This is a genomic window from Sphingomonas sp. FW306-05-A (genome assembly GCF_058782275.1).
In genome coordinates this window covers 26,672-51,491 of the sequence record NZ_JBYSXN010000001.1, presented here as the reverse complement: position 1 = coordinate 51,491, position 24,820 = coordinate 26,672, and the positions used below count along the sequence as shown (strand labels likewise).

At 66.6% G+C, this 24,820-nt stretch carries 18 protein-coding genes; 13 read left to right on the top strand and 5 right to left on the bottom strand.

The genetic code is table 11. From position 1 onward, the window contains the following. Positions 1 to 8: 8 nt before the first annotated feature. Both AC3WJR_RS00235 and AC3WJR_RS00230 read left to right on the top strand, forming a co-directional pair. Positions 9 to 911 (top strand): flagellin, encoded by a 903-nt coding sequence (locus tag AC3WJR_RS00235; RefSeq protein WP_492721315.1) that lies wholly within the window; start codon positions 9 to 11, stop codon positions 909 to 911. A gap of 112 nt (positions 912 to 1,023) precedes the next feature. Next, entirely contained in the window at positions 1,024 to 2,964 is a 1,941-nt protein-coding gene (locus AC3WJR_RS00230; protein ID WP_492721313.1) for a methyl-accepting chemotaxis protein, read from the top strand. A gap of 55 nt (positions 2,965 to 3,019) precedes the next feature. Here the strand turns inward: AC3WJR_RS00230 and AC3WJR_RS00225 are convergent, their stop codons facing one another. After that, complete coding sequence (locus AC3WJR_RS00225; protein ID WP_492721311.1) at positions 3,020 to 4,237, bottom strand: argininosuccinate synthase; 1,218 nt, start codon at positions 4,235 to 4,237, stop codon at positions 3,020 to 3,022. A 129-nt stretch (positions 4,238 to 4,366) separates the two neighbouring features. On the opposite strand from AC3WJR_RS00225, the gene AC3WJR_RS00220 reads away from it, so the two are divergent. Beyond that, positions 4,367 to 6,436 (top strand): S46 family peptidase, encoded by a 2,070-nt coding sequence (locus AC3WJR_RS00220; RefSeq protein WP_492721309.1) that lies wholly within the window; start codon positions 4,367 to 4,369, stop codon positions 6,434 to 6,436. An 18-nt stretch (positions 6,437 to 6,454) separates the two neighbouring features. On the opposite strand, the gene AC3WJR_RS00215 is transcribed toward AC3WJR_RS00220, so the two are convergent. From AC3WJR_RS00215 to AC3WJR_RS00205, 3 genes are read right to left on the bottom strand one after another with little or no spacing between them, the layout of a single operon-like run. Beyond that, complete coding sequence (locus tag AC3WJR_RS00215) at positions 6,455 to 7,681, bottom strand: SAM-dependent methyltransferase (RefSeq protein WP_354283947.1); 1,227 nt, start codon at positions 7,679 to 7,681, stop codon at positions 6,455 to 6,457. A gap of 18 nt (positions 7,682 to 7,699) precedes the next feature. Beyond that, positions 7,700 to 8,461 (bottom strand): molybdopterin-dependent oxidoreductase, encoded by a 762-nt coding sequence (locus AC3WJR_RS00210; RefSeq protein WP_492721306.1) that lies wholly within the window; start codon positions 8,459 to 8,461, stop codon positions 7,700 to 7,702. Then, entirely contained in the window at positions 8,458 to 9,213 is a 756-nt protein-coding gene (locus AC3WJR_RS00205; RefSeq protein ID WP_492721305.1) for a cytochrome b/b6 domain-containing protein, read from the bottom strand. Before AC3WJR_RS00205 ends, AC3WJR_RS00210 begins: the two co-directional genes overlap by 4 nt. 95 nt (positions 9,214 to 9,308) lie before the next feature. Here AC3WJR_RS00205 and AC3WJR_RS00200 point away from each other — a divergent pair, with 95 nt between their 5' ends. The 5 genes from AC3WJR_RS00200 (at position 9,309) to AC3WJR_RS00180 (ending at position 15,196) form a co-directional block, all read left to right on the top strand. After that, the gene (locus AC3WJR_RS00200) at positions 9,309 to 9,938 is read left to right on the top strand and encodes a flavin reductase family protein (protein ID WP_492721304.1); all 630 of its coding nucleotides are present in this window, start codon (positions 9,309 to 9,311) and stop codon (positions 9,936 to 9,938) included. A 151-nt stretch (positions 9,939 to 10,089) separates the two neighbouring features. Then, positions 10,090 to 10,647: a PEPxxWA-CTERM sorting domain-containing protein gene (locus tag AC3WJR_RS00195; protein ID WP_492721303.1), complete on the top strand. Its 558-nt coding sequence runs from the start codon at positions 10,090 to 10,092 to the stop codon at positions 10,645 to 10,647. Positions 10,648 to 10,767: 120 nt separating this feature from the next. Further along, entirely contained in the window at positions 10,768 to 12,930 is a 2,163-nt protein-coding gene (locus tag AC3WJR_RS00190; RefSeq protein WP_492721301.1) for a histidine kinase dimerization/phosphoacceptor domain -containing protein, read from the top strand. Next, positions 12,927 to 14,633, top strand: coding sequence for a response regulator (locus AC3WJR_RS00185; RefSeq protein ID WP_492721300.1), 1,707 nt, complete (start codon positions 12,927 to 12,929; stop codon positions 14,631 to 14,633). Before AC3WJR_RS00190 ends, AC3WJR_RS00185 begins: the two co-directional genes overlap by 4 nt. Continuing rightward, on the top strand, positions 14,630 to 15,196 hold the full coding sequence (locus tag AC3WJR_RS00180) for a biliverdin-producing heme oxygenase (RefSeq protein WP_492721299.1): 567 nt from the start codon (positions 14,630 to 14,632) through the stop codon (positions 15,194 to 15,196). Before AC3WJR_RS00185 ends, AC3WJR_RS00180 begins: the two co-directional genes overlap by 4 nt. A gap of 76 nt (positions 15,197 to 15,272) precedes the next feature. Here the strand turns inward: AC3WJR_RS00180 and AC3WJR_RS00175 are convergent, their stop codons facing one another. After that, complete coding sequence (locus AC3WJR_RS00175) at positions 15,273 to 16,724, bottom strand: porin (RefSeq protein WP_492721297.1); 1,452 nt, start codon at positions 16,722 to 16,724, stop codon at positions 15,273 to 15,275. A gap of 426 nt (positions 16,725 to 17,150) precedes the next feature. Between AC3WJR_RS00175 and AC3WJR_RS00170 the strand changes: the two genes are divergently transcribed. From AC3WJR_RS00170 to AC3WJR_RS00150, 5 genes are all read left to right on the top strand, one after another. Then, on the top strand, positions 17,151 to 18,443 hold the full coding sequence (locus tag AC3WJR_RS00170; protein ID WP_492721295.1) for a c-type cytochrome: 1,293 nt from the start codon (positions 17,151 to 17,153) through the stop codon (positions 18,441 to 18,443). Beyond that, complete coding sequence (locus AC3WJR_RS00165) at positions 18,440 to 18,931, top strand: (2Fe-2S)-binding protein (protein WP_492721294.1); 492 nt, start codon at positions 18,440 to 18,442, stop codon at positions 18,929 to 18,931. Before AC3WJR_RS00170 ends, AC3WJR_RS00165 begins: the two co-directional genes overlap by 4 nt. Beyond that, positions 18,928 to 21,171, top strand: a complete 2,244-nt coding sequence (locus AC3WJR_RS00160; RefSeq protein WP_492721292.1) for a molybdopterin cofactor-binding domain-containing protein — start codon at positions 18,928 to 18,930, stop codon at positions 21,169 to 21,171. The genes AC3WJR_RS00165 and AC3WJR_RS00160 overlap by 4 nt, the downstream gene beginning before the upstream one ends. Positions 21,172 to 21,657: 486 nt before the next feature. After that, complete coding sequence (locus AC3WJR_RS00155) at positions 21,658 to 23,529, top strand: gamma-glutamyltransferase family protein (protein WP_492721289.1); 1,872 nt, start codon at positions 21,658 to 21,660, stop codon at positions 23,527 to 23,529. Positions 23,530 to 23,539: 10 nt separating this feature from the next. After that, positions 23,540 to 24,550 carry an acetamidase/formamidase family protein gene (locus AC3WJR_RS00150; RefSeq protein ID WP_492721287.1) on the top strand — a complete coding sequence of 337 codons (1,011 nt, stop codon included), beginning with the start codon at positions 23,540 to 23,542 and terminating at the stop codon, positions 24,548 to 24,550. The last annotated feature ends 270 nt before the right edge of the window (positions 24,551 to 24,820 follow it).

Below are 24,820 nucleotides of genomic sequence, written 5' to 3'. Positions count from 1 at the left end.
GACCCTGCATGACCCGGATCGCCACCATCCCGCAGCAACGTCTCACCGCCGACGCGATCCAGCGCAACCAGGAGCGGCTGGCGGTGACTCAGGCGCAGCTTGCCTCGGGCCGCAAGGCGAACGACCTCGCAGCGCTCGGCACCGATGCGGTGCGCACGCTGACGACGCATTCGATGCTCGCACGGTCTGAGGCGCAATCGGGCGTCGCACGCCAGCTCGGCACGACGCTCGCGCTGTACGACACCGCGATTAGCGGCGTCGACACGCTCGGTACCAACCTCCAGCAAAGCCTGCTGACGGCGCAGGGCACCGGCGAAACCGCAAGCCTGCAGGACACGATCGAAAGCGCCTTCTCGCAATTCTCGGCATTGCTCAACGCGGACGAAGGCGGCGTGCCGTTGTTCGGCGGGGGGCAGAGCACTGCCCCGTTCGCACCCGCCACGCTGGCCGAGCTGTCGGCGACCCCGGCGAGCGACTTCAACGACGGCACCGTCCACGCAAGCGCGCGCGTCGCCGACAATCTCGACATGACCTATGGCATCACCGCGCGCGAAGTCGGCGGCGAACTGGCGCAGGTGTTCCGCACGCTTGCCGATGCCGGGCCGTTCACAGGCGCTTTGACCCCGGCACAACACGCTGCGCTCAAGGCCGCGGGCACCGCGCTCGACAACGCGATGACCGGGGTGCGCGCGCTCAACGCCGAGAACGGCCACCGCCAGGCCAAGGCCGAAACGCTCGCGACGCGGGCGGACGAACGCGCAAACCTGTTCAAGGGCATCATCAGCGCCAACGAGGATGCCGACCTTGGCCAGATCGCGATGGATCTGTCGCAGCAGAAGACGATGTTGCAGGCCAGCTACTCGGTCTTCAGCCAGTTGAGCAGCCTCAGCCTGGTTGATTACCTGCGCTGATCGCAATTCCCGCGCTCCCGCGAACAGTCGTGGTGCGGAGCATCTATAACAGTCGGTATGCTTGCCTCGTCGCGATCACGCGGGGGCGGTCCATTTACGCAAAGGGGCGTCGATGCACATCTATTCGAATCTCAAGATCGCCGTAAAGATCGCCACGTTGCTGGTGTCGCTCGGCGTCGTCATGCTGGTCGTCCTCTACAATGGCGCAAGCCAGTTGGGCGTGCTTGACAAGAGCTATGCCGCGCTCACTACCGCGACCTTGCCCAACAATGCGCGGCTTGCGCAGGTCGCCGACGCATCGGGAACGATCGTCTATTCGGGGTATAAGGTCATGGCGTATGACGGTGCCAGCGCAGAGTCCCGCGCGGCCGCCGCCGAAGTGCGCCAGCAAGGCGATGCCGGGCGCGCGCTGTTGCAGAGGATCGGCCAGGCCGACCCGGCGGTGGCATCCAAGATCCCGGCGCTCCAGTCGCGGCTATCGCAAGTCGAGCAGACCGTCGCGCAGTCCACCCGCTATGGCCTGCGCAACGACAACGACGCCGCACGCAAGCTGCTGATGGAGGCGGACCGTCTGGATGCGCAATTCAGCGACGAGCTGTCCGCCGTCATCACGGAACGCGCAAACGCCTCGACTGCCCTGACCAAGACGCTTTCCCAGGATGCTGCGGCCACGCAGCGCAGCATGGTGCTCATCGGGCTCGTCAGCGTGGTCGTCGCGCTCGGCGCGGGCATCCTCATCACCCGCCGCACCATCGCCGGTCCGCTCAGCACGATGGAAACCGGCATGCGACAGCTCGCCGCCGGGGACAGTACGATCGCGGTCACCGCGGTCGATCGTCAGGACGAAGTCGGCGCGATGGCGCGGGCTTTGGTGGTGCTGCGCGACAATGCGCAGGAACAGGCCCGCGCCGAAGCGGTTAAGAAGCAGGCCGATGCCGATCAGGCGATGGTGATCGACTCAGTGTCCTCCCACCTCGAAATGATGGCGAAGGGCGATCTCACCCGCCCGATCGATCGCGATTTCCCGGCGGGCTACGCCGCGCTCAAGACGCATTATAACGCTGCGCTCGACAGCCTGCGCGACCTGATCAGCGCGGTATCCGAAAGCGCGCGGTCGATCCGCAACGGATCGAACGAGATCGAACAGGCGTCGGATGATCTTGCCCGCCGCACTGAGTCGAGCGCCGCTTCGCTCGAGGAAACCTCGGCCGCGGTCACGCAGATCAACGATCGGCTGCGGACCGGTGCGGATAAGGCCCACAGCACGGTCCAGCGCGCAGACCAGGCGATCGCCACGGTCGGCACCGGGCGCGACACCGCGGGCCAGGCGGTTCAGGCGATGCACCGCGTGTCGGACAGCGCCAAGGGCATCGACAGCGTCATCGAAGGGCTCGACAAGATCGCGTTCCAGACGCGCGTGCTGGCGATGAACGCCGCGGTCGAGGCAGGGCGTGCGGGCGAATCCGGGCGCGGCTTCGCGGTCGTCGCGGATCTCGTCGGGCAGCTTGCGATGCGCTCCGAAGAGGAAGCCAAGCGCGCACGCGAACAGCTCACCGCGACGCAGAACGACGTCGTTCTGGCGGTCGATGCGGTCCACAAGGTCGATCACGCGCTGGTCGCGATCTCGGACGATGTCGGCGTGGTGCACGAACTGCTCGCGGCGATGTCGATCGACAACAGCGCGCAGGCCTCCGCAATCCAGCAGATCGCCACCGCGATCCAGAGCATGGACGAAGGCACGCAGCAGAATGCCGCAATGGTAGAGGAAGCCTCCGCCGCCGCGCGCAACCTGAACGGCGAAGTCGGCGTGCTGACGCAAAAGGCGGCGGTCTTCACGGTCGGGCATCAGCCTGCGCCGGCTGCAACCCCGGCACGCGCCACCCCCGCCCCCGCCGCGCCTGCACCGAAGCCGTCCGCCGCCAAGGGCCCCCTCCCCGCCGCCGGTTCGTCTCCGGCCAAGCCGACGCCGGCCTATCTCGCCCCGCCCAAGCCGCTGCCTGCCGCCGCCATCCCGGCGCTGGTGCGCGACAAGGACGACTGGGACGAATTTTGATATCGGCCCTTGGGATCCATGGCTTCCCCGGCGAACGCCGGGGAAGCGCATTGGCTTAGCGGTCCCGCCGCCCCAGCAACCGCAACCGCAGCGCGTTCAACTTGATGAACCCGGCGGCGTCGCGCTGGTCATACGCGCCCTGATCGTCCTCGAACGTGACGACCTTTTCCGAATAGAGCGACTGCGGAGACTTGCGCCCGGTCACGTTGACCGAACCCTTGTACAGCTTGAGCCGGACGGTCCCCTCAACCTTCGCCTGGCTGTGGTCGATCGCGGCCTGGAGCATCTCGCGCTCCGGCGAGAACCAGAAGCCGTTGTAGAGCAGCTCCGCATAGCGCGGCATCAGCTCGTCCTTGAGGTGCGCCGCACCACGATCCAGCGTGATCTGCTCGATCCCGCGATGCGCGAGGTGATAGATCGTGCCGCCCGGCGTCTCGTACATGCCGCGCGACTTCATGCCGACGAAGCGATTCTCGACCAGATCGAGCCGCCCGATGCCATGCTTGCGCCCCAGCTCGTTGAGTGCCTCCAGCAGCGACGCAGGCGACATGCCCACGCCGTTGAGTGCAACGCCGTCGCCACGCTCGAAATCGATCGTGATCGTCTCAGGACTATCGGGCGCGTCCTCGGGGTTGACCGTGCGCGAATAGACATAGTCCGGCACCTCGTCCCACGGATTCTCGAGCACGAGCCCTTCCGACGAGGTGTGGAGCATGTTGGCGTCGGTCGAGAACGGTGCCTCGCCACGCTTGTTGTGCGGAATTTCGATCTGGTGCTGCTCGGCCCATTCGATCAGCCGGGTGCGGCTGGTCAGGTCCCACTCGCGCCACGGCGCGATCACCTTGATGTCGGGTGCGAGCGCGTAATAGCCGAGCTCGAAGCGGACCTGGTCGTTGCCCTTGCCGGTCGCGCCGTGGCTGACCGCATCCGCGCCGACCATCCGCGCGATCTCGATCTGGCGCTTGGCGATCAGCGGCCGCGCGATCGACGTACCGAGCAGGTACAACCCCTCGTACAGCGCGTTGGCGCGCATCATCGGGAAGACGTAGTCCTTGACGAACTCCTCGCGCAGATCGTCGATGAAGATGTGCTCGGGCTTGACCCCGGCTTGCTGCGCCTTGCGCCGCGCAGGTTCCAGTTCCTCGCCCTGCCCGAGATCGGCAGTGAAGGTGACGACCTCGCATTGATAGGTCTGCTGCAACCACTTGAGGATGACGCTGGTATCGAGGCCGCCCGAATAGGCGAGGACTACACGGTTGATTTTATCGGTCACGGGCAGGATCCTTCGTGTTCGGCTGCCCCCTATGCGACCGTGCGCGCGCGTGCAACCGCTGGCCTGCTCTTGCGGATCGCCAATTTGAGGCGCACGCTGTCGTTTCTTCGGTCGGGGGGCCTTTCAGACATGCATTTTCGTGCAACCGGCGGCGTTGCCGCGTTCGTTGTCATGGTCGCGGCCTCCGGTGCGGCACGCGCCGACGAAGGCATGTGGACGTTCGATGCATTCCCCACAGCCAAGGTCAAAGCCACCTACGGCTGGGCACCCGATCAACCCTGGCTCGACCGGGTCCAGGCATCCGCGGTCCGTCTGACCGGAGGGTGTTCCGCCTCCTTCGTGTCGCGCGACGGGTTGATGCTGACCAACCACCATTGCGTCCAGGCGTGCGTGCAGGAGCAATCGAGCGCGGAGACGGACTACATCACCAATGGCTTCGTCGCACGCGACCGCGCGAAGGAACTCCAATGCGCCGGCCAGCAGGCCGAGGTGGTCACTGCGATCAGTGACGTGACCGCGCGCGTCCGCGCGGCGATCGGGCGATCGACCGGGGCGGCATTGATAGCAGCCCGCAACGGAACGATCGCAACGATCGAGGCGAGCACCTGCACCGACCGCGAGACCACGCGGTGCGAGGTCGTCACCCTGTTTGGCGGCGGACGCTATGCCCTCTACCGCTATCGCACATACAGCGACGTCCGGCTGGTCTGGGCACCCGAACTCGCCGCTGCGGCATTCGGGGGCGATCCCGACAATTTCAGCTTCCCGCGCTACAATATCGATGCGGCCTTCCTGCGCGCTTATGAAAACGGCAAGCCTATCGCCACGTCGCAGCATCTGCCGTGGAATGCCCGCGCGCCACAGCCGGACGAGCCGACCTTCGTGATCGGCAACCCCGGCCGCACCCTGCGGTTGATCACCGCCGATCAACGCAACGTCCAGCGCAGCCTGGTCTTGCCATTCGTGGTGTCATTCCTCTCGGAATATCGCGGCCGTTTGATCACGGCGCGCGCGCAGAATGCGGAGCGCTTTCGCGAAGGGTTCGAGGAGCTCGCATCCATAGAGAACAGTTACAAGGCGCTGCGGGGAGAGTTGCAGAGCCTCAACGACGAAACCTTCGCTACCATGCTCGACGCGCAAGAGGCGCAGCTGCGATCGAGCAAGGCGGCGCGGCTTGGCCGCGGCGCCGGCGACGATCCCTGGCAGGCCATTGCCAAGGCGGATCGGATCTATCGCGACATCTTCTACGATCGCTTCGTCCTGGAGCAGAACAGCGGTTTTCAATCCACGCTATACGGATATGCCAAGACGCTGGTTCGCGCCGCGGCTGAGCGCGACAAGCCGGATGCGGAGCGACTGCCGGGCTATACGCAGGCATCGCTGCCGTTGACCGAAAAACAGCTGCTTGATGCAGTGCCGGTCTACCCCTGGCTAGAGCAGCTGCAACTCGAATTCTGGCTGTCCAAGACCCGCGAATATCTGGGCGCGGACAGTCCTGCGGTGAAGCGCCTGCTCGGGCGGGAATCCCCCGAGCGTCTTGCTGCCACCCTTGTCGCGGGAACGAAGCTCGCCGATCCCGCAGTGCGCCAGGCGCTGTTTACCGGTGGCATGGCGGCGATCCGCGCGTCGGACGATCCGTTGATCCGGCTCGTCCTCGCCAATGACGCGACCGCCCGCGCAGTGCGGGAGCGCTACATCGCCGAAGTCGACGCGCCGATCAGTGCCGCGCAGGCGCGTCTGACGGCGGTACGATTCGCAGCATACGGCGATGATCTGTACCCGGACGCGACCTTCACGCTGCGTATTTCCTACGGAAAGGTCGCCGGATGGGTCGAGCGCGGACAACCGGTACCCCCCACGACTCGTTTCGCCGGATTGTTCGATCGCGCCACCGGCCAGGATCCGTTCCAGCTCGCCGCCGCAATCGACCGCGCGCGATCGAGCCTTTCGCCTGCGACGACCCTCGACTTCGCCACGACCAACGACATCACCGGCGGCAATTCTGGATCGCCCGTGGTCGCGCGCGACGGATCGGTGATTGGCGCGATATTCGACGGCAATCTGCAGAGCCTCGGTGGAACTTTCGGCTATGATGCCAGCGTCAATCGCTCGGTCGCCGTCTCGACCGCAGCGATCGAGGCGGCGTTGCAAACCGTCTATCCTGCCCCGGCGCTGCTCGCCGAACTGCATCGGGGCTGATACCGGGGCTGAACACCGCTAGCCGCGAAAAGCGCGCTCGGTCTCGATCATGTAATCGCGCGTGATCGGCAGGACGTGGCGGTTGCGCGCGAACTGGACCTGGTAATTGACCAGCCCGCCGAAGTGGAACGCCGCGCTCGCGCCCGCCAGATAGAATTGCCACATCCGGAAGAAACGCTCGTCATACAAGGCGATGATCTGCTCGCGCGCGGCAACGGTGCGGTCGTACCAGTCATCGAGCGTGTACCCGTAATGCAGCCGCAGCACCTCCACGTCGGTGACCATGAAGCGCAGCCCCTCATTCGCCGAGATGATCTCCGACAGCGCGGGGTTGTAACCGCCCGGGAAGATGTACTTGGTTGTCCACTTGTCGGTAACGCCGGGACCGCCAGCGCGTCCGATCGTGTGGAGCAGCATCACACCGTCTTCGGTCAGCAGGTCGCGGCACTTGCGGAAGAAGGTCTTGTAATGCGCCGGGCCGACATGTTCGAACATGCCGACCGAGACGATCCGGTCGAACGAGCCGGTCAGGTGGCGATAGTCGATCAGCTCGAACTTGACGCGGTCCGCGACCCCCGCCTCCTGCGCGCGCCGCCGTGCGACCTTGAGCTGCTCCTCGGAAAGCGTGATCCCCAGCACGTCCGCGCCGGTATGCTGGTGCAGATACAGCGCCATCCCGCCCCAGCCGCAGCCGATGTCGAGCACCGTCATCCCGGGTTCGAGCGCGAGCTTGGCCGCGATATGCGCCTTCTTGTCGCTTTGCGCCTGTTCCAGCGTGTTGCCGGGGCTGGCGTAGTAAGCGCAGCTATATTGCCGGTCGGAATCGAGGAAAAGGTCGTACAGCCGGTCCGACAGGTCGTAATGGTGCGCGACGTTGCGCTTGGAGCGGCGCGCCATGTTGACCCGCCCGATGCGATGCGTGACCGCCTGGATCGCGCGCCGCAGCGGCGACGCCGCCAGGCCGTTCGCGCCCGCTTCCCACGGGTCGTTCGCGGTGAGCAGCCGGACGAGATCGCGGATGTCGCCCTGTTCGATGACCATGCGGCCATCCATATACGCCTCGGCCGCGCCGAGCCCGGGATCGCGCAGGATCCCGTTCGCGGCGCTGGTGTCGGTGAAACGGATCGTCACATCGGGAAAGCGCGGATCGGCGGTGCCGAAGCGAACGGTCTTTCCGTCTGCGTGATGTACGGTAAGGGTGCCGCGCTTTACGCGCTTGGCGAGAAACAAGTCGATAAGAGCCATGTACGGCCCACTAACGCCTCAGATGCCGGCATACCAATCGTAATCGACATTATCTTCCCAATAACCGCCCTTGCCGAGCCCGATCTCGGCCAGCGAGGCGACCGCATCGATCCCCATGACATATTTGGCATGCTTGTAGCCGAGCTGCCGTTCCAGCCGCAGCCGCACCGGCGCGCCGTGTCCGACGTCGAGCAGCCGGTCGTTCATCGCCCATGCCAGAATCGTCTGCGGGTGGAAGGCGTCGATCAGGTCGATCGACTCGTAGTAATTATGCCCGGAATACAGGTCGGCGCAGGTGAACACGATATAGCGTGCCGCATCGCGCACACCCGCCGCCTTGAGCACGCTGCCCAGCATCGGCCCGTGCCACTTGCCAATCGCACTCCATCCCTCGACGCAGTCGTGCCGTGTGATCTGGGTGCGCGCAGGCATCGCCATCAATTGCTGATGCGAGATTGCGAGCGGCCGCGCAACGAGGCCGCCGACCTTGAGCCGCCAGCTCGCGAACTTGTCCGCGACCATCGCGTTGTAATCGGGCGTATTGGGGTTGCGCGTGCCATTGGTGCGGAAGAACGGCGACATCTGGTCCGCGCGATATTCGGGCGCGAGGCTATGCCGGTTCGACAGCGCGCGCTGCAGCCCCATGTTGAGCTTCTCGCCCGAGAACAGGATCTTCCGTGCCGCCGGGATCTCCGCGACGCGGTCGCATCCCGCGAGCAACGCACCCGCGCCGAGCGCCGCGCTGGTGACCAATGACCGGCGTGTGATCAGGGAGCTCATGCCGCGTCCTCGCGCTTGTCGTGATTGGGGATTCGCCACCAGCCGGTGATCATCGACCGCGTCTCGGGCCACGCACCCGCCAGGATGACGAGCGCGAGGTGGACGATGATGAACAGGACGATGCCAAGCATCGCGATGAAGTGCACCGAGCGCGCCGACGCACGCCCGCCCATCAGATCGAGCAACCACGGCCACGCGGCGTTCATACCCGGCGACAGCGCGAGCCCCGACACGATAATCGCGGGGAGCAGCGCGAAGATCGTCAGCACATAGGCAAGCTTCTGGAAGATGTTGCGCGCGTTCGGCTGGTCCGGATCGTGGAAGCGGAGCGCGGCGTGTTCCTGCGCGTCATACCACAGATGCGCCGCCGACAGTTCGCGCCCGCGGATCCGAAAGTCGCGCTGGAAGTGCCGGTTGAGCAGGCTCGATACCATGTAAAACAGGAGACCGAACCCGAGCACCAGCGCGAACAGAAGATGCCAGCGCCGCGCGACCGCTAGGTTATACCCCGCCGGGATCGTCAGCCACGAGGGTGCCCACCAGGTATGGAGCCACGCATGATCGGTATTCGCGCCGAACTCACCCCAATAGAGGTGCGGATGCGCGTTGAGGATGGTCAGTCCGCTGCCGATCATGATGAAGATCGTGATCGCGGACACCCAGTGCCAGATCCGCGTTGTCAGCCGGTGCCGGTAGATCGGCGTGTCCGCCGCCGGTCGCAGTGTATCGGAAGAGCGGGTTGCGTCGGTCATGCGGGTGCCTGTTCGTGCCGTCGCCGGGAGTGATCCATCGTTAGCGTCCCTTACGCCGTTCGCCCACTGCAATCCAAGCCTTGAGGAACAACTCCATGTCGGACCAGCATTTTTACGAACCACGCGATGGTCACGCGAGCGTTCCCGGACTCGACCATGATCCGCTTAACGCGATCATCGCGCCGCGACCGATCGGCTGGATCAGCACGCTCGCCGAGGACGGCACCCGCAACCTCGCGCCGTACAGCTTCTTCAACCTGTTCAATTACCGCCCGCCAATCATCGGCTTCTCGTCGATGGGATGGAAGGACAGCGCCGCCAACATCGCCGCGACCGGCGAATTCGTGTGGAACCTCGTTACGCGCGACCTGGGCGACGTGATGAACACAAGCGCGGCAACCGTTGGGCCAGAGATCGACGAGTTCGACTTGGCGGGGATCGCTACCCTCCCCTCTCGGCTGGTCAAGCCACCGCGCGTCGCGGCCAGCCCGGTCGCGTTCGAATGCCGCCACACGCAGACGCTGCGGCTCGAGACCAAGGACGGCAGCGCGCTCGACCAGTGGATGATCCTGGGCGAAGTCGTCGGCATCCACATCGCGCCGGACCTGATCGCGGACGGTGCCTATCAGACCGCGGCGGCGCACCCCATCCTGCGCGGTGGCGGCCCGGCGGACTATTTCGAGATCGCCGCCGACGCGCTGTTCAAGATGCGGCGGCCGGGGTGATTGCGGACATGCTCTGTCGGCCCGGTTTACACAATCGAGCAGACGGTAGACCTAAGTCCTTCATAGTCACGGTTGGTACGGTCCGTGCTTGCGATATTGCGTCGACCCTGGTGTTGCGTCTCTCGTCGACTTCGCAACAACGGAGATCTTCATGTCGACTGTACGCAAAGCATGTGCCGCAGCCATCGCCGCGACCACCTTCCTGACCACACCCGCTGTCGCGACCACTGTCGACTTCGCCTATCTGAACGGAAGCGACAGCGTCGCGGCGGGCAGCTTCAGCTATGCCACCGGTGCCGCCGGCGTCCTGAATTATGGCGACCTTACCGCGTTTGACCTGTCGATCAGTGGGGTCACCTATCGGCTCGCGGACGTTCAGGCGCTGACCGAATATGTCTATTTTGGGTACGATATCGCAGCCAATACGTTCGTGACGTCGCCCCTGTTGAGCGGCCCGGCGGGGAGCTTCACCGGCAGCCTCTCGGCACTGAACGCGACCTTCAACCGCGGCTTTTTCTTTGCCCACGTCCCGACCGGAGAATTCACCGAATTCTCGATCCCCGTCACCAAATTCTTCACCTCGGTCACGTTCGTCGTGGCAGACCCCCTGCCGGAACCGGCCACCTGGACGATGATAGTGTTCGGACTGGGGGCAATCGGCGGCGCGATGCGTTACCGGCGCAGCGTCCCGGCCATCGTATCCGGCTGAAACACTGCGGCGATAAAACCGCCCGCCAGAAACCCATCGATGGTGATCGGGAGCGCCGCCCAAAAGTCTTAAAAGACCGCGCTTGGCCGTTCTACTGTTTGGCTTTATGGCTTTGCCGCGATGAGTATATCGCTTCCCGCCGTTCAGTTCGGAACGGACATCACCGAATGTGATCGCGAGCCGATCCATATTCCCGGTAGTATCCAGCCACATGGCCTGCTGCTGATCGTCGCGGCGGACGATCAGCGGGTGATTGGCGGGGCCGGCCGCCGGCTCGAACCCACGTTCGGGGCGGACTGGCTCGGACAGACGGTCACCACCTTGCTCGGCGCGGAAGCGGCCGCGTTGCTTGCCGGTGCGGTACGGCCGATGTGCGTGCTCAGCCGGATCGATACGCCCGGGTGGGACGGCACCGCGCACCGCGACGGGGATCGCTGGCTGATCGAACTCGAGCCGTCCGAGACGCAGCGTGCGACCGACGTCCTGAGCTGGATCGACGATGTCGGGGTCAGCTTCGAACGGTCGGGCGGGTTGGTCGACCTGTGCGAGCGCGCCGCCAAGAGCTTCCGCACGCTGATCGGCTACGACCGCGTGATGATCTACCGGTTCCTCGATGACGATTCGGGCGTCGTCATTGCCGAGGATGCCGCCGACGACCTCGACAGCTACCTCAACCATCATTTCCCGGCGTCCGATATCCCGCAGCAGGCACGCGCGCTCTATCTGCGCAACCGCGTCCGCGTGATCCCCGACGTCTATTATCAGCCCGATCCGATCCGCCCGGCGAGCGAAGCGGGGATCGACATGAGCAACAGCGAGTTGCGCAGCGTCTCGCCGATCCACATCCAGTATCTCAAGAACATGGGGGTCGCCGCCTCCGCCTCGGTGTCGATCGTCAAGGACGGGGTGCTATGGGGCCTGGTCGCCTGTCACAACATGACGCCGCGCCATATCAGCGCGGCAACGCGGCGTTCCGCGGCGCTGGTCGCGGGCGGTCTCGCACGCCAGATCACCGCCAAGGAACAGGCCGACGATTACCGCGAGCGCCTGCGGATCCGCGCCGACGAGGACGTGATCGCCGCGCGCCTGGCCAGCGACGTCGACCCGGCGCAACTGTTCAAGGCGGCGGGCGCGGACCTGCGGCGGATGTTCGAGGCCGACGCCTTCGCGGTCATCGACGGCACCACCGCCTATTGCAACGGGGCGTGCCCCGACGAGGCGCAGATCCGCGAGATTGCAGGCTGGGTCCGGAAAAAGGGCACCGAGCCGTTCCACACCGACAGCCTGTCGAGCGAGTTCCCGGCGGCAGCCGCCTATCGCGATCATGGCAGCGGCGTACTGGCGATCACCCTGTCGTTCCAGACCCCGACCATGTTGTTGTGGTTCCGCGCGGAGGAAAAGCAGGTTGTCGAATGGGCAGGCAACCCGCACAAGGCGGTCAACCTGCAACCCGGCGAGAAGCTGACGCCGCGCGCCTCGTTCGAAGCCTGGACGCAGGTCGTGCACGGCAAGGCCCGCCGCTGGTCGCAGCCCGAGGTCGAGGCCGCGCGCCGGCTGACCGTGCGGCTGTACGATGCCCGCCAGAACCGCCGGATCCGCGATCTGGCCGACAGCCTGAGCGTTGCGGTTGCGGACAAGGATCGGCTCATCGCGCAGCAGGAAACCTTGCTGAAGGAGGTCAACCACCGCGTGCAGAACAGCCTGCAGCTGGTGATGGCGTTTCTCGCCCTGCAGGGCCGCGCCAGCGACGATCCGGCACTCACGGGGCACCTCACCGAGGCGCAGCGCCGCCTGTCCGCGGTCGCGCTGGTGCATCGGCGATTGTACACCGATGACAACGTCCAGTCGATCGACCTGTCGCGCTACCTGACCGATCTGATCGTCGACCTGAAGGGGTCGATGGGGGACGAATGGGCGAACCAGTTCGCGCTCGATCTGGCACCGATCACGATCGCGGCGGATGACGCGGTGCAGGTCGGGCTGGTGCTGGTCGAACTCGTCATCAACGCACAGAAATACGCGTATGGCGGTGCGCCGGGGCCGATCTTCGTCAATCTCGAACAGCATCGCGCGCGCTTCCGGATGATCGTCGCCGATGCGGGCCGCGGCAAGACCGGCACGCGCAAGGGGTTTGGGACCCGCATGCTCGATTCGATGGTTAGGCGCCTCAACGGTACGCTCGAAGTCTCGGACAACATGCCGGGAGTTCGGACCGTGCTGACCGCCCCAATCACGCAGCCGCGCGCTCCCGCGGATGCCATCGTGGAAGACGCATTCCAATGAGCACCGAGGAAGCCAAGGGTATCCCGTCGAATGGTGCGTTCGATCAGCCCGACGATACGCTGATCGGTCGCCCCGGCGAACGCCACTGGAAACAGAGCACGATCACCGACTCGTCGCTTAAGCAGCGCGGCGGGGTGTTCTACGCGGCGATCGAGATGACGCGGATGCCGATGGTCCTGACCGATCCGCGCCAGGACGACAATCCGATCGTGTTCGCGAACAACGCATTCCTGGATCTGACCGGCTACGATCAGGATCAGGTCCTCGGTCGCAACTGCCGGTTCCTGCAGGGGTCACAGACCGACCGCGCGGTCGTCGCGCAGCTGCGCACCGCGATCGCGGAACGCCGCGCGATCAGCGTCGAACTCCTCAACTACCGTCGCGACGGCTCGCCCTTCTGGAACGGCGTGTTCCTGGGGCCGGTGTACGACGATGCGGGCGAACTGCTGTTCTTCTTCGCGAGCCAGCTCGACGTCAGCCGTCGCAAGGACGCCGAATCCAATGCGTTCCAGAGCCAGAAGATGGAATCGATCGGCCAGCTGACCGCAGGCCTCGCGCATGATTTCAACAACCTGCTGCAGGTGGTCAACGGCAGCCTCGAACTGATGGCGATGAAGCGCGAGGACCAGCGCGCGTTCAAGCGGTATCACGAAGCCGCGCTCACGGCGGCACAACGCGGCACCAAGCTGACCGCGCAATTGCTGTCGTTCGCGCGCCGCAGCCGGCTTGAACCGCGTCCCGTCGAGATATCGAGCCTGGTGTCCGAAATCGCCGAGCTCCTCGAATCTACCGTCGGGTCGCGGGTGGATCTCCAGCTCAACCTGCGCCGCCGTCTTCCCAACATCGAAGTCGACCCGGTGCATTTCGAGACCGCGCTGATCAACGTCGTCACCAACGCACGCGATGCGATCGAGTCGGGCGGGACCATCACGATCACGACGTCGCTGAAACCGGTCGCGGCGGACGAGATCATCGGCCTCGACGCCGGCAATTATGTCCTGCTCGAGATCAAGGACAATGGCGCGGGCATGGCACAAAGCGTGCTCGACCGGGCGGTCGAGCCGTTCTTCACGACCAAGCCCAAGGGCGCCGGAACCGGCCTTGGTCTTGCAATGGCGCAAGGGTTCGCACAGCAATCGGACGGCGTGCTGACGCTCACCAGCAACGCCGGCGAAGGCACCACCGTCCGCTTCTTCTTCCCGATCGCGCAAGACGAGGCCACGGTGCAGGCGCTTGCCCCCGATACCACGGGGTTCCGCCCGGAGGAGGTCGACAAGGAGCAACCCCCGGTCATTCTGGTGGTCGAGGACGAAGCGGCGATCGCCTTCCTCGCGGAAGAGATTCTGACCGACGCGGGCTATAAGGTCGCGGTTGCGAACGATGCGGACGAAGGGCTGCGGCGGTTCGACGAGCTGGAAAAGCAGGGCGGCGTGGCGCTGGTATTCTCCGACGTGGTGATGCCGGGACCGCGCAACGGGCTCGCGCTTGCGCAAGAGATCCGCGGGCGCAATCCCAAGGTGCCGATCCTGATGACCACCGGGTACAACGACGAGATGTCGATCAACGGTCCCCAGCCCGAGGCGCTCGACGTGCTCGGTAAGCCGTATCGTCGCGAAGAACTGGTCAGTCGCGTCCAGGCGGCGTTGCGGCGGCGCGCCGGGGCTGCGCATCAACGCTCCGATTTCGGACACGCGCAGGCATGACCGCCGGAACACGGCAGGATCCCGAAACACCGTTGCCCGTCGCCAGCCGCTTGCGCACCATGACCCGTGCGGCGCACGACACGGTCGATGCGTCGTTCAGCCGATTCGATCTTGCCGATCGCGATGATTACGCGCGCTTCCTCCTGGCCCATGCCAGCGCGACTGCGGCAGTCGAGAACGTGCTGGTGCGCGACGCCACGCTGCCGCAATGGCGGCCGCGGTTGCGGTTGTTGCTCGATGACCTTGCCGGCCTGGGCCTCGCCCCGCCGCTGCCGCTTGCGTTCGACCCCGGCGACACAGTCGCGGCCCGGCTGGGCGCGCTCTACGTGATGGAAGGATCACGCCTGGGCGGTGCCGTGCTTGCCAAGCGTGTGTTTGAAGGCGCACCCGCGGCGTTCCTGTCCGCGCGACACGATCCGGGCGAATGGCGTGCATTCCTGCGCACGCTCGACGCGCGCGGCGTCGGGCAGTCGCCGGAATGGCACGACGCCGTCGCGGCGGGCGCATCGGCGTGCTTTGCGCTCTATGCCACCGCCTCATCCACCACGCCGGTGCTGCACTAGAACGCGTCGACGTCCGCCTGCCCGTTCGTTTCGGGCGGGCAGGAACGCCATCGTGCGAAGTGCGGAACAGGCCCGCTCAGTAATTCCACTGCAACTGGGTGCGGATCACGTCGCCTTCGGCGCGTCCCATCCGCCGCTCGTCACCTTCGCGCCGCTCCATATGCGCATAGGCAAGCGTCAGCTCGAGCGCGGAAACGGGCTGGAACTCGACCCCGAATTCGACTTCGTTGGTCTCGAGCCGGGGCGCGTTGGTCAGTGCCTTCCACCCGCCGCGATAATATTGCCAGCGCGCATAGGGCATGAACGGCCCGACCGGCGACCGCCGCACCCGCGCCATCGTCTGGACGTAGCCGCCGTTCAGCGGGAGCGACCGGATCGCCTGGCGCGACACGTCATATTCGGGGCCACGCCCCCAGTTCCATTCCGCCTGGAAGCCCAGCGGTTGCGGGTAGAGGATCGCGTGGATCCCGCCGCGTTCCTCGCGATAGACGATGTCGCTCGTCCCGCCGCTGCGGATCTCGGGCTGGATCCCGTTGCGCAACACCGCACCGCCCAGTTCGAGCACTTGCCCGTCGAACGCCCCGCCCAGACCGTCGAGCGCGAACGGCCAGGTCGCCATCGCGACCGTCATCACGCCGTCGTTGGTCTCGGTCCGGTTGATCCCCTGCCCGTTGAAGACGCCGACGCCGAACGCGCCGTAATTGCCGAACAGCTTCTGCCCGTCATCCTCCAGCCGCTTCCACACCCGCTCGACCTGCGGCGGGGTGTAATAAGCGATCACGCCGATATCGCGCTCCCCCGGCACCGCGCTGTTGATGCCGTCGCTGCGATCGAGCGTCAGGCGGTTGGACGAGGATTGCATGTTCTCCCACCCGTACGGCACCTTCGACTGGCCGAAACGCAGGCGGAACCGCTTGTCGCGGTCGAGGAAGGTATCAACATAGGCGTCGCGGAGCTGGACGAACCCTTCGCGGCGCTCCCCCCCGGACTGGTTGGCGACGCTGTTGGCAAAATCGGGCTGGAAATAGAAGGATACGCGATCGCTCAGGTCACCCTGCAGGATCAGGCGAATCCGGCGGAAAGTGAAATTGGTGTCGTCGCCGATCCCGCCATCCCCGACCGAGCGTAACCGCGACACCCCGTCGGGGGCGCGCCGGTCGCCGCTGATGATCTCGTTGAAGCGTAGCTGCGTGTAGCCGCGGACCCCGATCCGGTCGTACCAATGCGGCTTGGCGGGCTTCGCAGCGACCGCGACCGCGACCGCGACCGGCGGCTGCTCCACACGCGGTGCGGCCGGTACCGCAGTCGGTGCCGCAGTCGGTGTCGATGCAACCGCGACGCTTGCGGGCGGTGTCGGCGTTGGTCCGGGTGACGGCTTGCCCTTCTGCGCAGCCTTCATCTCGGCGATCGTCGCCTTGAGTTCGTCGATCTGCGCCTGCAATTCCTGCACCGTCTGCGCCTGCGCGCCTTCCACGGGGAGGATCGCGAAGACAGCGCCGAACGAGGCGGATAAAAGTCGTCGTTGCACGGATCATACTCTCGGATCGTCGTCGCTGAAGGCAGCACTGCACCGCCCCTGATCGTCGCTGCGTCCCCGAACACGGGCCGCCGATCGCCCCGCCATTGCCTCAGGAACGGGACCGCGGCAAGGTCCCGTTGCATCGGCCAAATCACGGTGGTTATACGGCGGCTTTTCCCCGGAAAACCGTCGGTCCTGCGGCATTTCAGTCAGCGCGGCAGGTCGGTACGACGTCATGCCATTGCACCCCCTGCCAAGCGGTGGCGAACGACCCTCTGCGGCAAATGGCCAAGGCGGAACGGCCAAACGCTTGTTTTACAACGGTATGGCTCTTTCCGGGCCGACGTGGCGTTATAGCGCGATGCGGCATCGTCCAGTTTCCCCCTTCCCCTGCTCGCGCCTATCGGGCCGCGTACCGGTCCGGGCAGGCGGGAAATGACACGGCACTTCGCTTCGGGTCGGCGCATTGCGCTGCTCGTCGTGGCAGTCGTGGTTCTGCTGTTCGTCGCATTCCTTATGTTCGCGCATCGCCCCGCGATCGCCGAAATCGCGCCACCACCGCGCGGAGCATTTTCGGAAACCGATATCGCGCGCGGGGCCGAACTGGCGCGGATCGGCAATTGCACGAGTTGCCATACCGCCAAGGGTGGGCGTCCGTTTGCGGGCGGCGTGCCGATCGCGACGCCGTTCGGCACGCTGCACGGCACCAACATCACCCCCGATCCCGTAACCGGGATCGGGCGCTGGTCCGAGCCTGCGTTCGCGCGGTCGATGCGGCAGGGCGTCGCGCGCGACGGCAGCCATCTCTACCCGGCCTTCCCCTATGACCATTTTAGCAGCCTGACCGATGCCGATCTGCACGGGCTGTACGCGTACCTGATGACGCGCCGTCCGGTCCATCTGGAGCCCCCCGCCAACCGCATGATCCCGCCGCTCGGGTTCCGCCCGTTGCTTGCGGGATGGAAACTGCTGTTCTTCCGCCCTGCGCGCTTCACCACCGATCCCGGCCACGACGCCTTGTGGAACCGCGGCAAGTATCTCGGCGACGGCATCGCGCATTGCGGCGGCTGCCATTCCCCCCGCGGCGTGCTCGGCAACGAGAAAACCGATCAGCCCTATGCTGGCGGTTGGGTCGACGGATGGTATGCGCCGCCGCTCGACGCGACATCGCCCGCGATCCGCGCGTGGACCGCGGACCGACTGGAGACCTATCTGCGCACCGGATTGAGCACGACGCATGCAGCGGCGGCGGGGCCGATGAGTGCGGTGGCGCACAACCTCTCGCAAGTCCGCGGTCCCGACGTCCGCGCGATCGCGACCTATTATGCCGACCTGATGGCCAAGGCCCCCGCCGCGCGCCGCGAACCGCCGCTCCCCGACCGTGCGGACGCCGCGATCAGGGCGCATCCCGAAGGCGCGGCGCTCTACGCGGGTGCCTGCGCGATGTGTCACGAACCCGGCGCGCCGATGGTGGTCGCGGGTCGTCCGGTGTTGCCGCTCGGTACGCAATTCCACGAACACACGCCGCGCGACATGATCCAGACGATCCTGCAAGGCGTGGCACCGCCGGTCGGCGCGCAGGGGCCGTATATGCCCGCTTACGCCAGCACGTTGAGCGACACGCAGGTGGCTCAACTCGTCGCCTATCTGCAGACCCGCCACGGGACGGTCCGCTGGGACGAACTCGAAAAGGAAGTCGCGCGCGCGCGCAAGGAAGGAAAGCCATGATCGAACTGTCGGTCAACGGGCGGACGCGGCGCATCGATGCGGACGCGTCGACGCCACTCCTGTACGTCTTGCGCGACGACCTCGGGCTGGTCGCGGCGAAGTTCGGCTGCGGGCTCGGCCAGTGCGGCGCTTGTACCGTGCTGGTGGACGATCAGCCGGTGTTCTCCTGCATCACCCCGATCGCGGCGCTGCCGGGGCGGGCGATCACGACGGTCGAGGGGCTCGGCACGCCCGACAAGCCCGGCATCGTCCAGCGCGCGTTCGAAATGGAGCAGGCGGCGCAGTGCGGCTATTGCATCCCCGGCATGATCGCGCGCGCCGAGGCGCTGCTCCGGCATAGCACGACGCCAAGCGAGGACGAGATGCGCACCGCGATGAGCCCGTCGCTGTGCCGCTGCGGCACGCACATGCGGATCCTGCGCGCGGTCCGCCGAGCCGCGGCGATGCGCGGTGGCGGTGTCGTCGATCCGGCGGAGCGGGTGGCATGACCGTGCCGACCCGGCGTGACCTGCTCGCGGGCGGCGGGCTGGTCGTATTCTTCGCGCTGTCGGGCGTCGCGCGTGCGCAAGGCCTGTCCGGCGGCGGCGAAGGGGGTGCGGGGCCCAAAAAGATCCGGCCCGATCTTCCCGGCAGCCTCGCCACCGAACCACGCCTCAACGCATGGATCAGGATCGCGCCCGATGGCGAAGTGGTCGTCTTCACCGGCAAGGCCGAACTGGGCCAGGGGATCCGAACCGCGCTGATGCAGCTCGCGATGGACGAGCTCGACCTGGCCGACAACAGCCTGACGCTGATCTCCGCCGACACCGCGCGCACCCCCGACGAGGGGATCACCGCAGGCAGCCATTCGATGCAGGACAGCGGCACCGCGATCCTCAACGCCGCCGCCAACGTCCGCCACCGTCTGCTCGCCGAAGCCGCGCGGCGGTGGACCGTCCAGCCCGCGACGCTGTCGACCAACGCCGGGACCGTGCGCGCGCCCGACGGGCGAAGCCTCGGCTACGGCGACCTCGCCGCCAGCCTCGACCTCCAGGTCGATGCCGAGCCCGACATGCCGCGCCGCCCGGTCGCCGCCCGCCGTTTCATCGGCCGCACCGTGCCACGTGTCGACATCCACGCGAAGCTCACCGGCGGCACCGCCTATGTCCACGACATCAAGCTGCCGCACATGCTCCACGCGCGCGTCGTGCGCGGCCCGAGCGACGGCACCCGGCTCGCCACGGTCGATCACGCCGCGATCGCACGGCTGCCGGGGATCGTGAAGGTCGTCCGCGACGGGAACTTCACCGCGATCCTCGCCGAGCGCGAATGGCCGGTGGTGCAGGCGCTCCACCTCCTCAACCGCGCCGGCTGGCAGCCGACCCGCCCGCCCCTGCCGCAGGGCGACCTCGGCACCGCGATCCAGCGGCTTCCTGCGCAGGACCGCCCGATCCTCGACCGCCACGACGCGCCGGGGACGGTCCCGGCCCGCGAGATCGCGGCGCGCTATACCCGGCCGTTCCTGATGCACGGGGCGATCGGCCCGTCCTGCGCGGTCGCGCTGTTCGAGAACGGCACGATGACGGTGTGGGCGCACAGCCAGGGGGTCTACCCGCTGCGCAAGGCGCTCGCGCAGTTGCTCGCGCTGCCCGTGGAGCAGGTGCGTTGCATCCATAGCGAGGGATCGGGCTGCTACGGTCACAATGGCGCGGACGACGTCGCCGCCGACGCGGCGCTGGCGGCGCGCGCGGTGCCGGGGCGGCCGGTGCGGATGCAGTGGATGCGCGAGCAGGAACATGGCTGGGAGCCGCTCGGCCCCGCGATGGTCACCGAATTGTCGGGCGCGCTCGACGCCAATGGCCGGATCGTGCGCTGGAATCATGCGGTGTGGAGCAACCCGCACAACATGCGCCCCTCCGCTGCGGGGGATTTCCTCGCGGGGCAAGAGGTCCTGCCGCCCTTCCCCGCAACCCCGCCCAAGCCGATCCCGCAACCCGAAGGCGGCGGGGACCGCAACGCGGTGCCGCTCTACGCCTTCCCCAATGCGGTGGTCCGGCATCATTTCATTCCGGGCATGCCGCTGCGGACGTCAGCGCTCCGGGGGCTCGGCGCGCACATGAACGTCTTCTCGATCGAATGTTTCATCGACGAACTCGCCGCCACCGCGCGCCGCGATCCGGTGGCGTTCCGGCTCGCGCACATGGACGACCCGCGCGCGCAGGCGGTGATCCGCACCGCCGCCGACAAGTTCGGCTGGACCCGCTACCGCCGCCAGCCGTGGCGCAGCGCGGGCGTCGCGTTCGCGCGCTACAAGAATCTTGGCGCGTATTGCGCGATCGTGCTCGACGTCGAGATCGAGCCCGAGACGGGCGAGGCGGTGGTCCACCGCGCGGTCGCCGCGGTCGACAGCGGCGAAGTCGTCAATCCGGGCGGAATCCGCAACCAGATCGAGGGCGGGATCGTCCAGTCGCTGAGCTGGACCCGGCACGAAGCGGTCGGATTCGACGCGCATCGCCGGACCGCGTTCGACTGGAGCGAATATCCGATCGCACGCTTCGTCGACGTCCCCCGCGCGGTCGAGGTGCATCTGCTCGACCGGCGCGGCGCGCCCTTCCTCGGCACCGGCGAAGCTGCGCAGGGCCCGACCGCCGCCGCCTTCGCCAATGCGGTCGCGCTGGCGACGGGCAAGCGGATCCGCGCGATCCCGCTGTCGGCGGGCACGATCAAGGCGGCGATCGGGGACGGATAGCGGGACAATCCCTCCCGTTCGTCTTGCGTCACGAGGCTAGCGTTGGCCGCGGGCTTCGACTTCGCTCAGCCCGAACGGAGGGTGGTGGGGCGACACCGGTGGCATCGCGCTAGGTCGTAAAGTCTCAGGCTCAAAAACCCATGCCCCTGCCGTTCACCCTGAGCGAAGTCGAAGGGCTTGCGCTAGAAACAGGGCTTCGACTGCGCTCAGCCCGAACGGAGGGTGGGGGGCGGACACCGGCAGCATCGCGCGCGACGTCGTGCGGTCTCAGGCTCAAAAACCAATGCCCCCCTCCCCCGTTCGCCCTGAGCGAAGTCGAAGGGCCTGCGCTACCCATAGGCTTGCGCCGGGACCAAGGCATCGACTGCGCTCAGCTCGAACGGAGAGCGGCAAGCCAACACCGGCCGCATAGCTCAATGCGTCGTGCACCCCCTTGCCCTGCGCCGTCGTGCGGGCAACAACGGCGTTCGTCTGGGGAGTATCACCATGCGTCGTCGTACCTTTATCGCGTCCTTGCCCGCGGCCGCCGTCCTGCTGCCGGGCGTCGCGCGGGGACAGAGCGGCAAGACCAGCGCCGATCCAGCCCCCGGCCCCGGCCAGGGCGCCGCACCACCAACCGACCCCAACCCCACCGTCTGGATGCCCGGCGAGGAACGCTTCCTCCGCCCCGACGTCCACGCCGGCGACCGCCCGATCGGCGCGAGCTTCGCGTCGCGCACTGCCGTCTACGGCCTAAACGGTGCGGCCGGGACCGCGCACCCGCTCGCGACGCAGGCGGGGATCGACATCCTGAAAGCGGGCGGCTCCGCGGTCGATGCGGCGATCGCGATCAACGCGTGTCTCGGTTTTCTCGAACCAACGTCGAGCGGGATCGGCGGGGATGCCTATGCGATGATCTGGGACCCCAAGCGCAAGGCGGTCGTCGGTCTCGCGGGCTCTGGCGCGTCGCCGCGCAGTCTCAGCCTCGAGACGGTGCGGTCGCGCGCGAAGAACGGCGCACTTCCGCCGCTCGGTGCGCTCAGCGTGTCGGTGCCGGGGACGGTCGATGGGTGGTGGACGATGCACCAGCGCTACGGCAAGCTGCCCTGGGCGGCGCTGTTCCAGCCCGCGATCGCGCTCGCGGAGGCGGGCGCGCCGGTGCCCGACATCATTGCGTATTACATCCGCCGCAGCATGGCCGCATTCCGTCGCCCGGGGAACGGGCTGGAGGAATCGCAGAACGCGCTGAGCACTTATGGCCTCGCGGACGGCAAGGGCCCCGCGGCGGGCGGCGTGTTCCGCAACCCCGATCTCGCGCGCACCTATCGCGCGATCGCGAGCGGCGGGCGCGATGCCTTTTACCAGGGCGACATCGCGCAAAAGATCGAACGCTATTTCAAGCGGATCGGCGGGTGGTTGTCGGCGGCGGACCTTGCCGCGCATCATTCGGAATGGATCGCGCCCAGCACCACCGACTATCGCGGCACGACGGTCCATGCGCTCGGCGCGAACACGCAGGGGCTGGCGACGCTCCAGATGCTCAACATCCTCGAGCGGTTCGACCTGAAGGGTGCCGGCTTCCAGTCCGCGTTGTCGATCCACTTGCAGGCCGAGGCCAAGCGTCTCGCCTATGAAGATCGCGCGCGATACTATGCCGATCCGCACTTCGCCAAGGTGCCGGTCGAGTGGCTGATCTCCAAGGACTATGCCGCGCAGCGCGCCAAACTGATCCGGCCCGACCGGCTGCTGACCCCGGTCTATCCGGGACAAGCGCCTAGCCACGGCGACACCACCTATTTCAGCTGCGCGGACAAGGACGGCATGATGGTGTCGATGATCCAGTCCAACTTCCGCGGGATGGGATCGGGCCTCGTCGCCGATGGCCTCGGCTTCATGTTCCAGGATCGCGGGCAGCTGTTCAGCCTCAAGGACGGCCACCCCAACCTCTATGCGCCGGGCAAACGCCCGTTCCAGACGATCATCCCCGGCTTCGCGACACGCGGCAACACGCCGTGGATGAGCTTCGGCGTGATGGGCGGCGACATGCAGCCGCAGGGGCAGACGCAGATCATCGTCAACCGCGTCGATTACGGGCTCGAGATCCAGTCGGCGGGGGACTCCCCGCGCTGGCATCATGAGGGATCGTCGCAATCGATGGGTGAGGATACGCCGGGGCTCGGACCCACGGGGCTGCTCCGGCTCGAAACCGGCGTGCCGGTCGCGACCCGCCAGCGGCTCGCCGACATGGGGTGGAAAATCGGTGAACCGGATGGCGGCTTCGGGCGCTACGAATGCGTCGAGCATAGGATGGACGGCGACACCCGCGTCTATGCCGCGGCGAGCGAAATGCGCGCCGATGGCTGCGCGCTGTCTTATTGAGGATATGACGATGCGCCTGTTCCTGCTCGCCGCGCTCGCGCTGGCGTCCCCCGTTGCTGCCGAAACCTATGAACTGAAGGCGACCCCGCAAACCGTCGCCTGGGGGCATTACGATGCCACCGACGCGCCGGTGCTGACGATCAAGTCGGGTGATACGGTGATGATGCACACGCTGCTGACCAACAGCCCCACGGGACTCGAAAAGGCCGGGGTCGCACCCGCCGACATCGAACCCGCCTTGCGCGCGGTGTTCGACGGCGTGCCGCCCGCGAAACGCGGTCCGGGCGGGCACATCCTCACCGGCCCGATCGCGATCGAAGGGGCAGAACCTGGCGACACGCTCGAAGTCCGCATCCGCAAGATCGATCTGGCAATCCCTTATGCGTACAATGCGTTCCGCTACGGCGCGGGGTTCCTGACCGACGATTTCCCGTATGCGCGGATGAAGATCGTCCCGCTCGACCTCAAGCGGATGGTCGGCACGTTCGGTCCCGGGATCGAGGTCCCGCTCGCGCCCTTCTTCGGCAGCATGGGGGTCGCCCCGCCCCCCTCCTTCGGCCGCTACGATTCCGCACCGCCGACGATCAGCGGCGGGAACATGGACGACAAGGCGCTCGTCGCGGGGACGACGCTGTTCCTGCCGGTGCACGTCCGCGGCGCGCTGTTCCAGGCGGGCGATGGGCACGCCGCGCAGGGCAATGGCGAGGTCGATATCACCGCGCTCGAGACATCGCTGACCGGCACGTTCGAGTTCATCCTCCACAAGCGCGCCCCCACGCCCTACCCGCGCGCCGAGACGCCGACCGCCTATATCGCGATGGGGTTCGACGACGATTTGAGCAACGCGACGCGCAAGGCGCTCCGCAACATGATCGACTTCCTCGTCGCGGCAAAAGGCATGACGCGCGACGACGCCTATATGCTGATCAGCGTTGCCGGCGATGTCGAGATCACCGAACTGGTCGATCGCAACAAGGGCGTCCACGTCGTCCTGCCCAAGGCGCTGTTCGTCAAACGCTGAGGCGGCGTACCTTTACGCCCCGTGCTCAGGGGGAAGCGGGACCTCTGAAAAAGGGGCCAACCCTTCATTTCCTGTTTTCCCTAGAAGGCGTGACCTTTGCAGAAAGGCCAGCGGAGGTTTGATCGTCATCCCGCGCCCCAAAGGCTGCCGTCATGCTGAACTCGTTTCAGCATCCACCGCGCACCAGGCATAGTCCGGACTCGCGGAGGGCTGGATCCTGAAACAAGTTCAGGATGACGGCCGGTTTTGCAGAACGCTCACGAAGGCGGG

Bases quoted from the DNA above. Each gene is read 5' to 3' on its own strand.
- AC3WJR_RS00170 (WP_492721295.1), top strand. From the start codon at position 17,151: ATGACACGGCACTTCGCTTCGGGTCGGCGCATTGCGCTGCTCGTCGTG.
- AC3WJR_RS00220 (WP_492721309.1), top strand. From the start codon at position 4,367: ATGCATTTTCGTGCAACCGGCGGCGTTGCCGCGTTCGTTGTCATGGTC.
- AC3WJR_RS00230 (WP_492721313.1), top strand. From the start codon at position 1,024: ATGCACATCTATTCGAATCTCAAGATCGCCGTAAAGATCGCCACGTTG.
- AC3WJR_RS00180 (WP_492721299.1), top strand. From the start codon at position 14,630: ATGACCGCCGGAACACGGCAGGATCCCGAAACACCGTTGCCCGTCGCC.
- AC3WJR_RS00195 (WP_492721303.1), top strand. From the start codon at position 10,090: ATGTCGACTGTACGCAAAGCATGTGCCGCAGCCATCGCCGCGACCACC.
- AC3WJR_RS00160 (WP_492721292.1), top strand. From the start codon at position 18,928: ATGACCGTGCCGACCCGGCGTGACCTGCTCGCGGGCGGCGGGCTGGTC.
- AC3WJR_RS00210 (WP_492721306.1), bottom strand. From the start codon at position 8,461: ATGAGCTCCCTGATCACACGCCGGTCATTGGTCACCAGCGCGGCGCTC.
- AC3WJR_RS00185 (WP_492721300.1), top strand. From the start codon at position 12,927: ATGAGCACCGAGGAAGCCAAGGGTATCCCGTCGAATGGTGCGTTCGAT.
- AC3WJR_RS00150 (WP_492721287.1), top strand. From the start codon at position 23,540: ATGCGCCTGTTCCTGCTCGCCGCGCTCGCGCTGGCGTCCCCCGTTGCT.
- AC3WJR_RS00200 (WP_492721304.1), top strand. From the start codon at position 9,309: ATGTCGGACCAGCATTTTTACGAACCACGCGATGGTCACGCGAGCGTT.
- AC3WJR_RS00165 (WP_492721294.1), top strand. From the start codon at position 18,440: ATGATCGAACTGTCGGTCAACGGGCGGACGCGGCGCATCGATGCGGAC.
- AC3WJR_RS00155 (WP_492721289.1), top strand. From the start codon at position 21,658: ATGCGTCGTCGTACCTTTATCGCGTCCTTGCCCGCGGCCGCCGTCCTG.
- AC3WJR_RS00205 (WP_492721305.1), bottom strand. From the start codon at position 9,213: ATGACCGACGCAACCCGCTCTTCCGATACACTGCGACCGGCGGCGGAC.
- AC3WJR_RS00235 (WP_492721315.1), top strand. From the start codon at position 9: ATGACCCGGATCGCCACCATCCCGCAGCAACGTCTCACCGCCGACGCG.
- AC3WJR_RS00190 (WP_492721301.1), top strand. From the start codon at position 10,768: ATGAGTATATCGCTTCCCGCCGTTCAGTTCGGAACGGACATCACCGAA.
- AC3WJR_RS00215 (WP_354283947.1), bottom strand. From the start codon at position 7,681: ATGGCTCTTATCGACTTGTTTCTCGCCAAGCGCGTAAAGCGCGGCACC.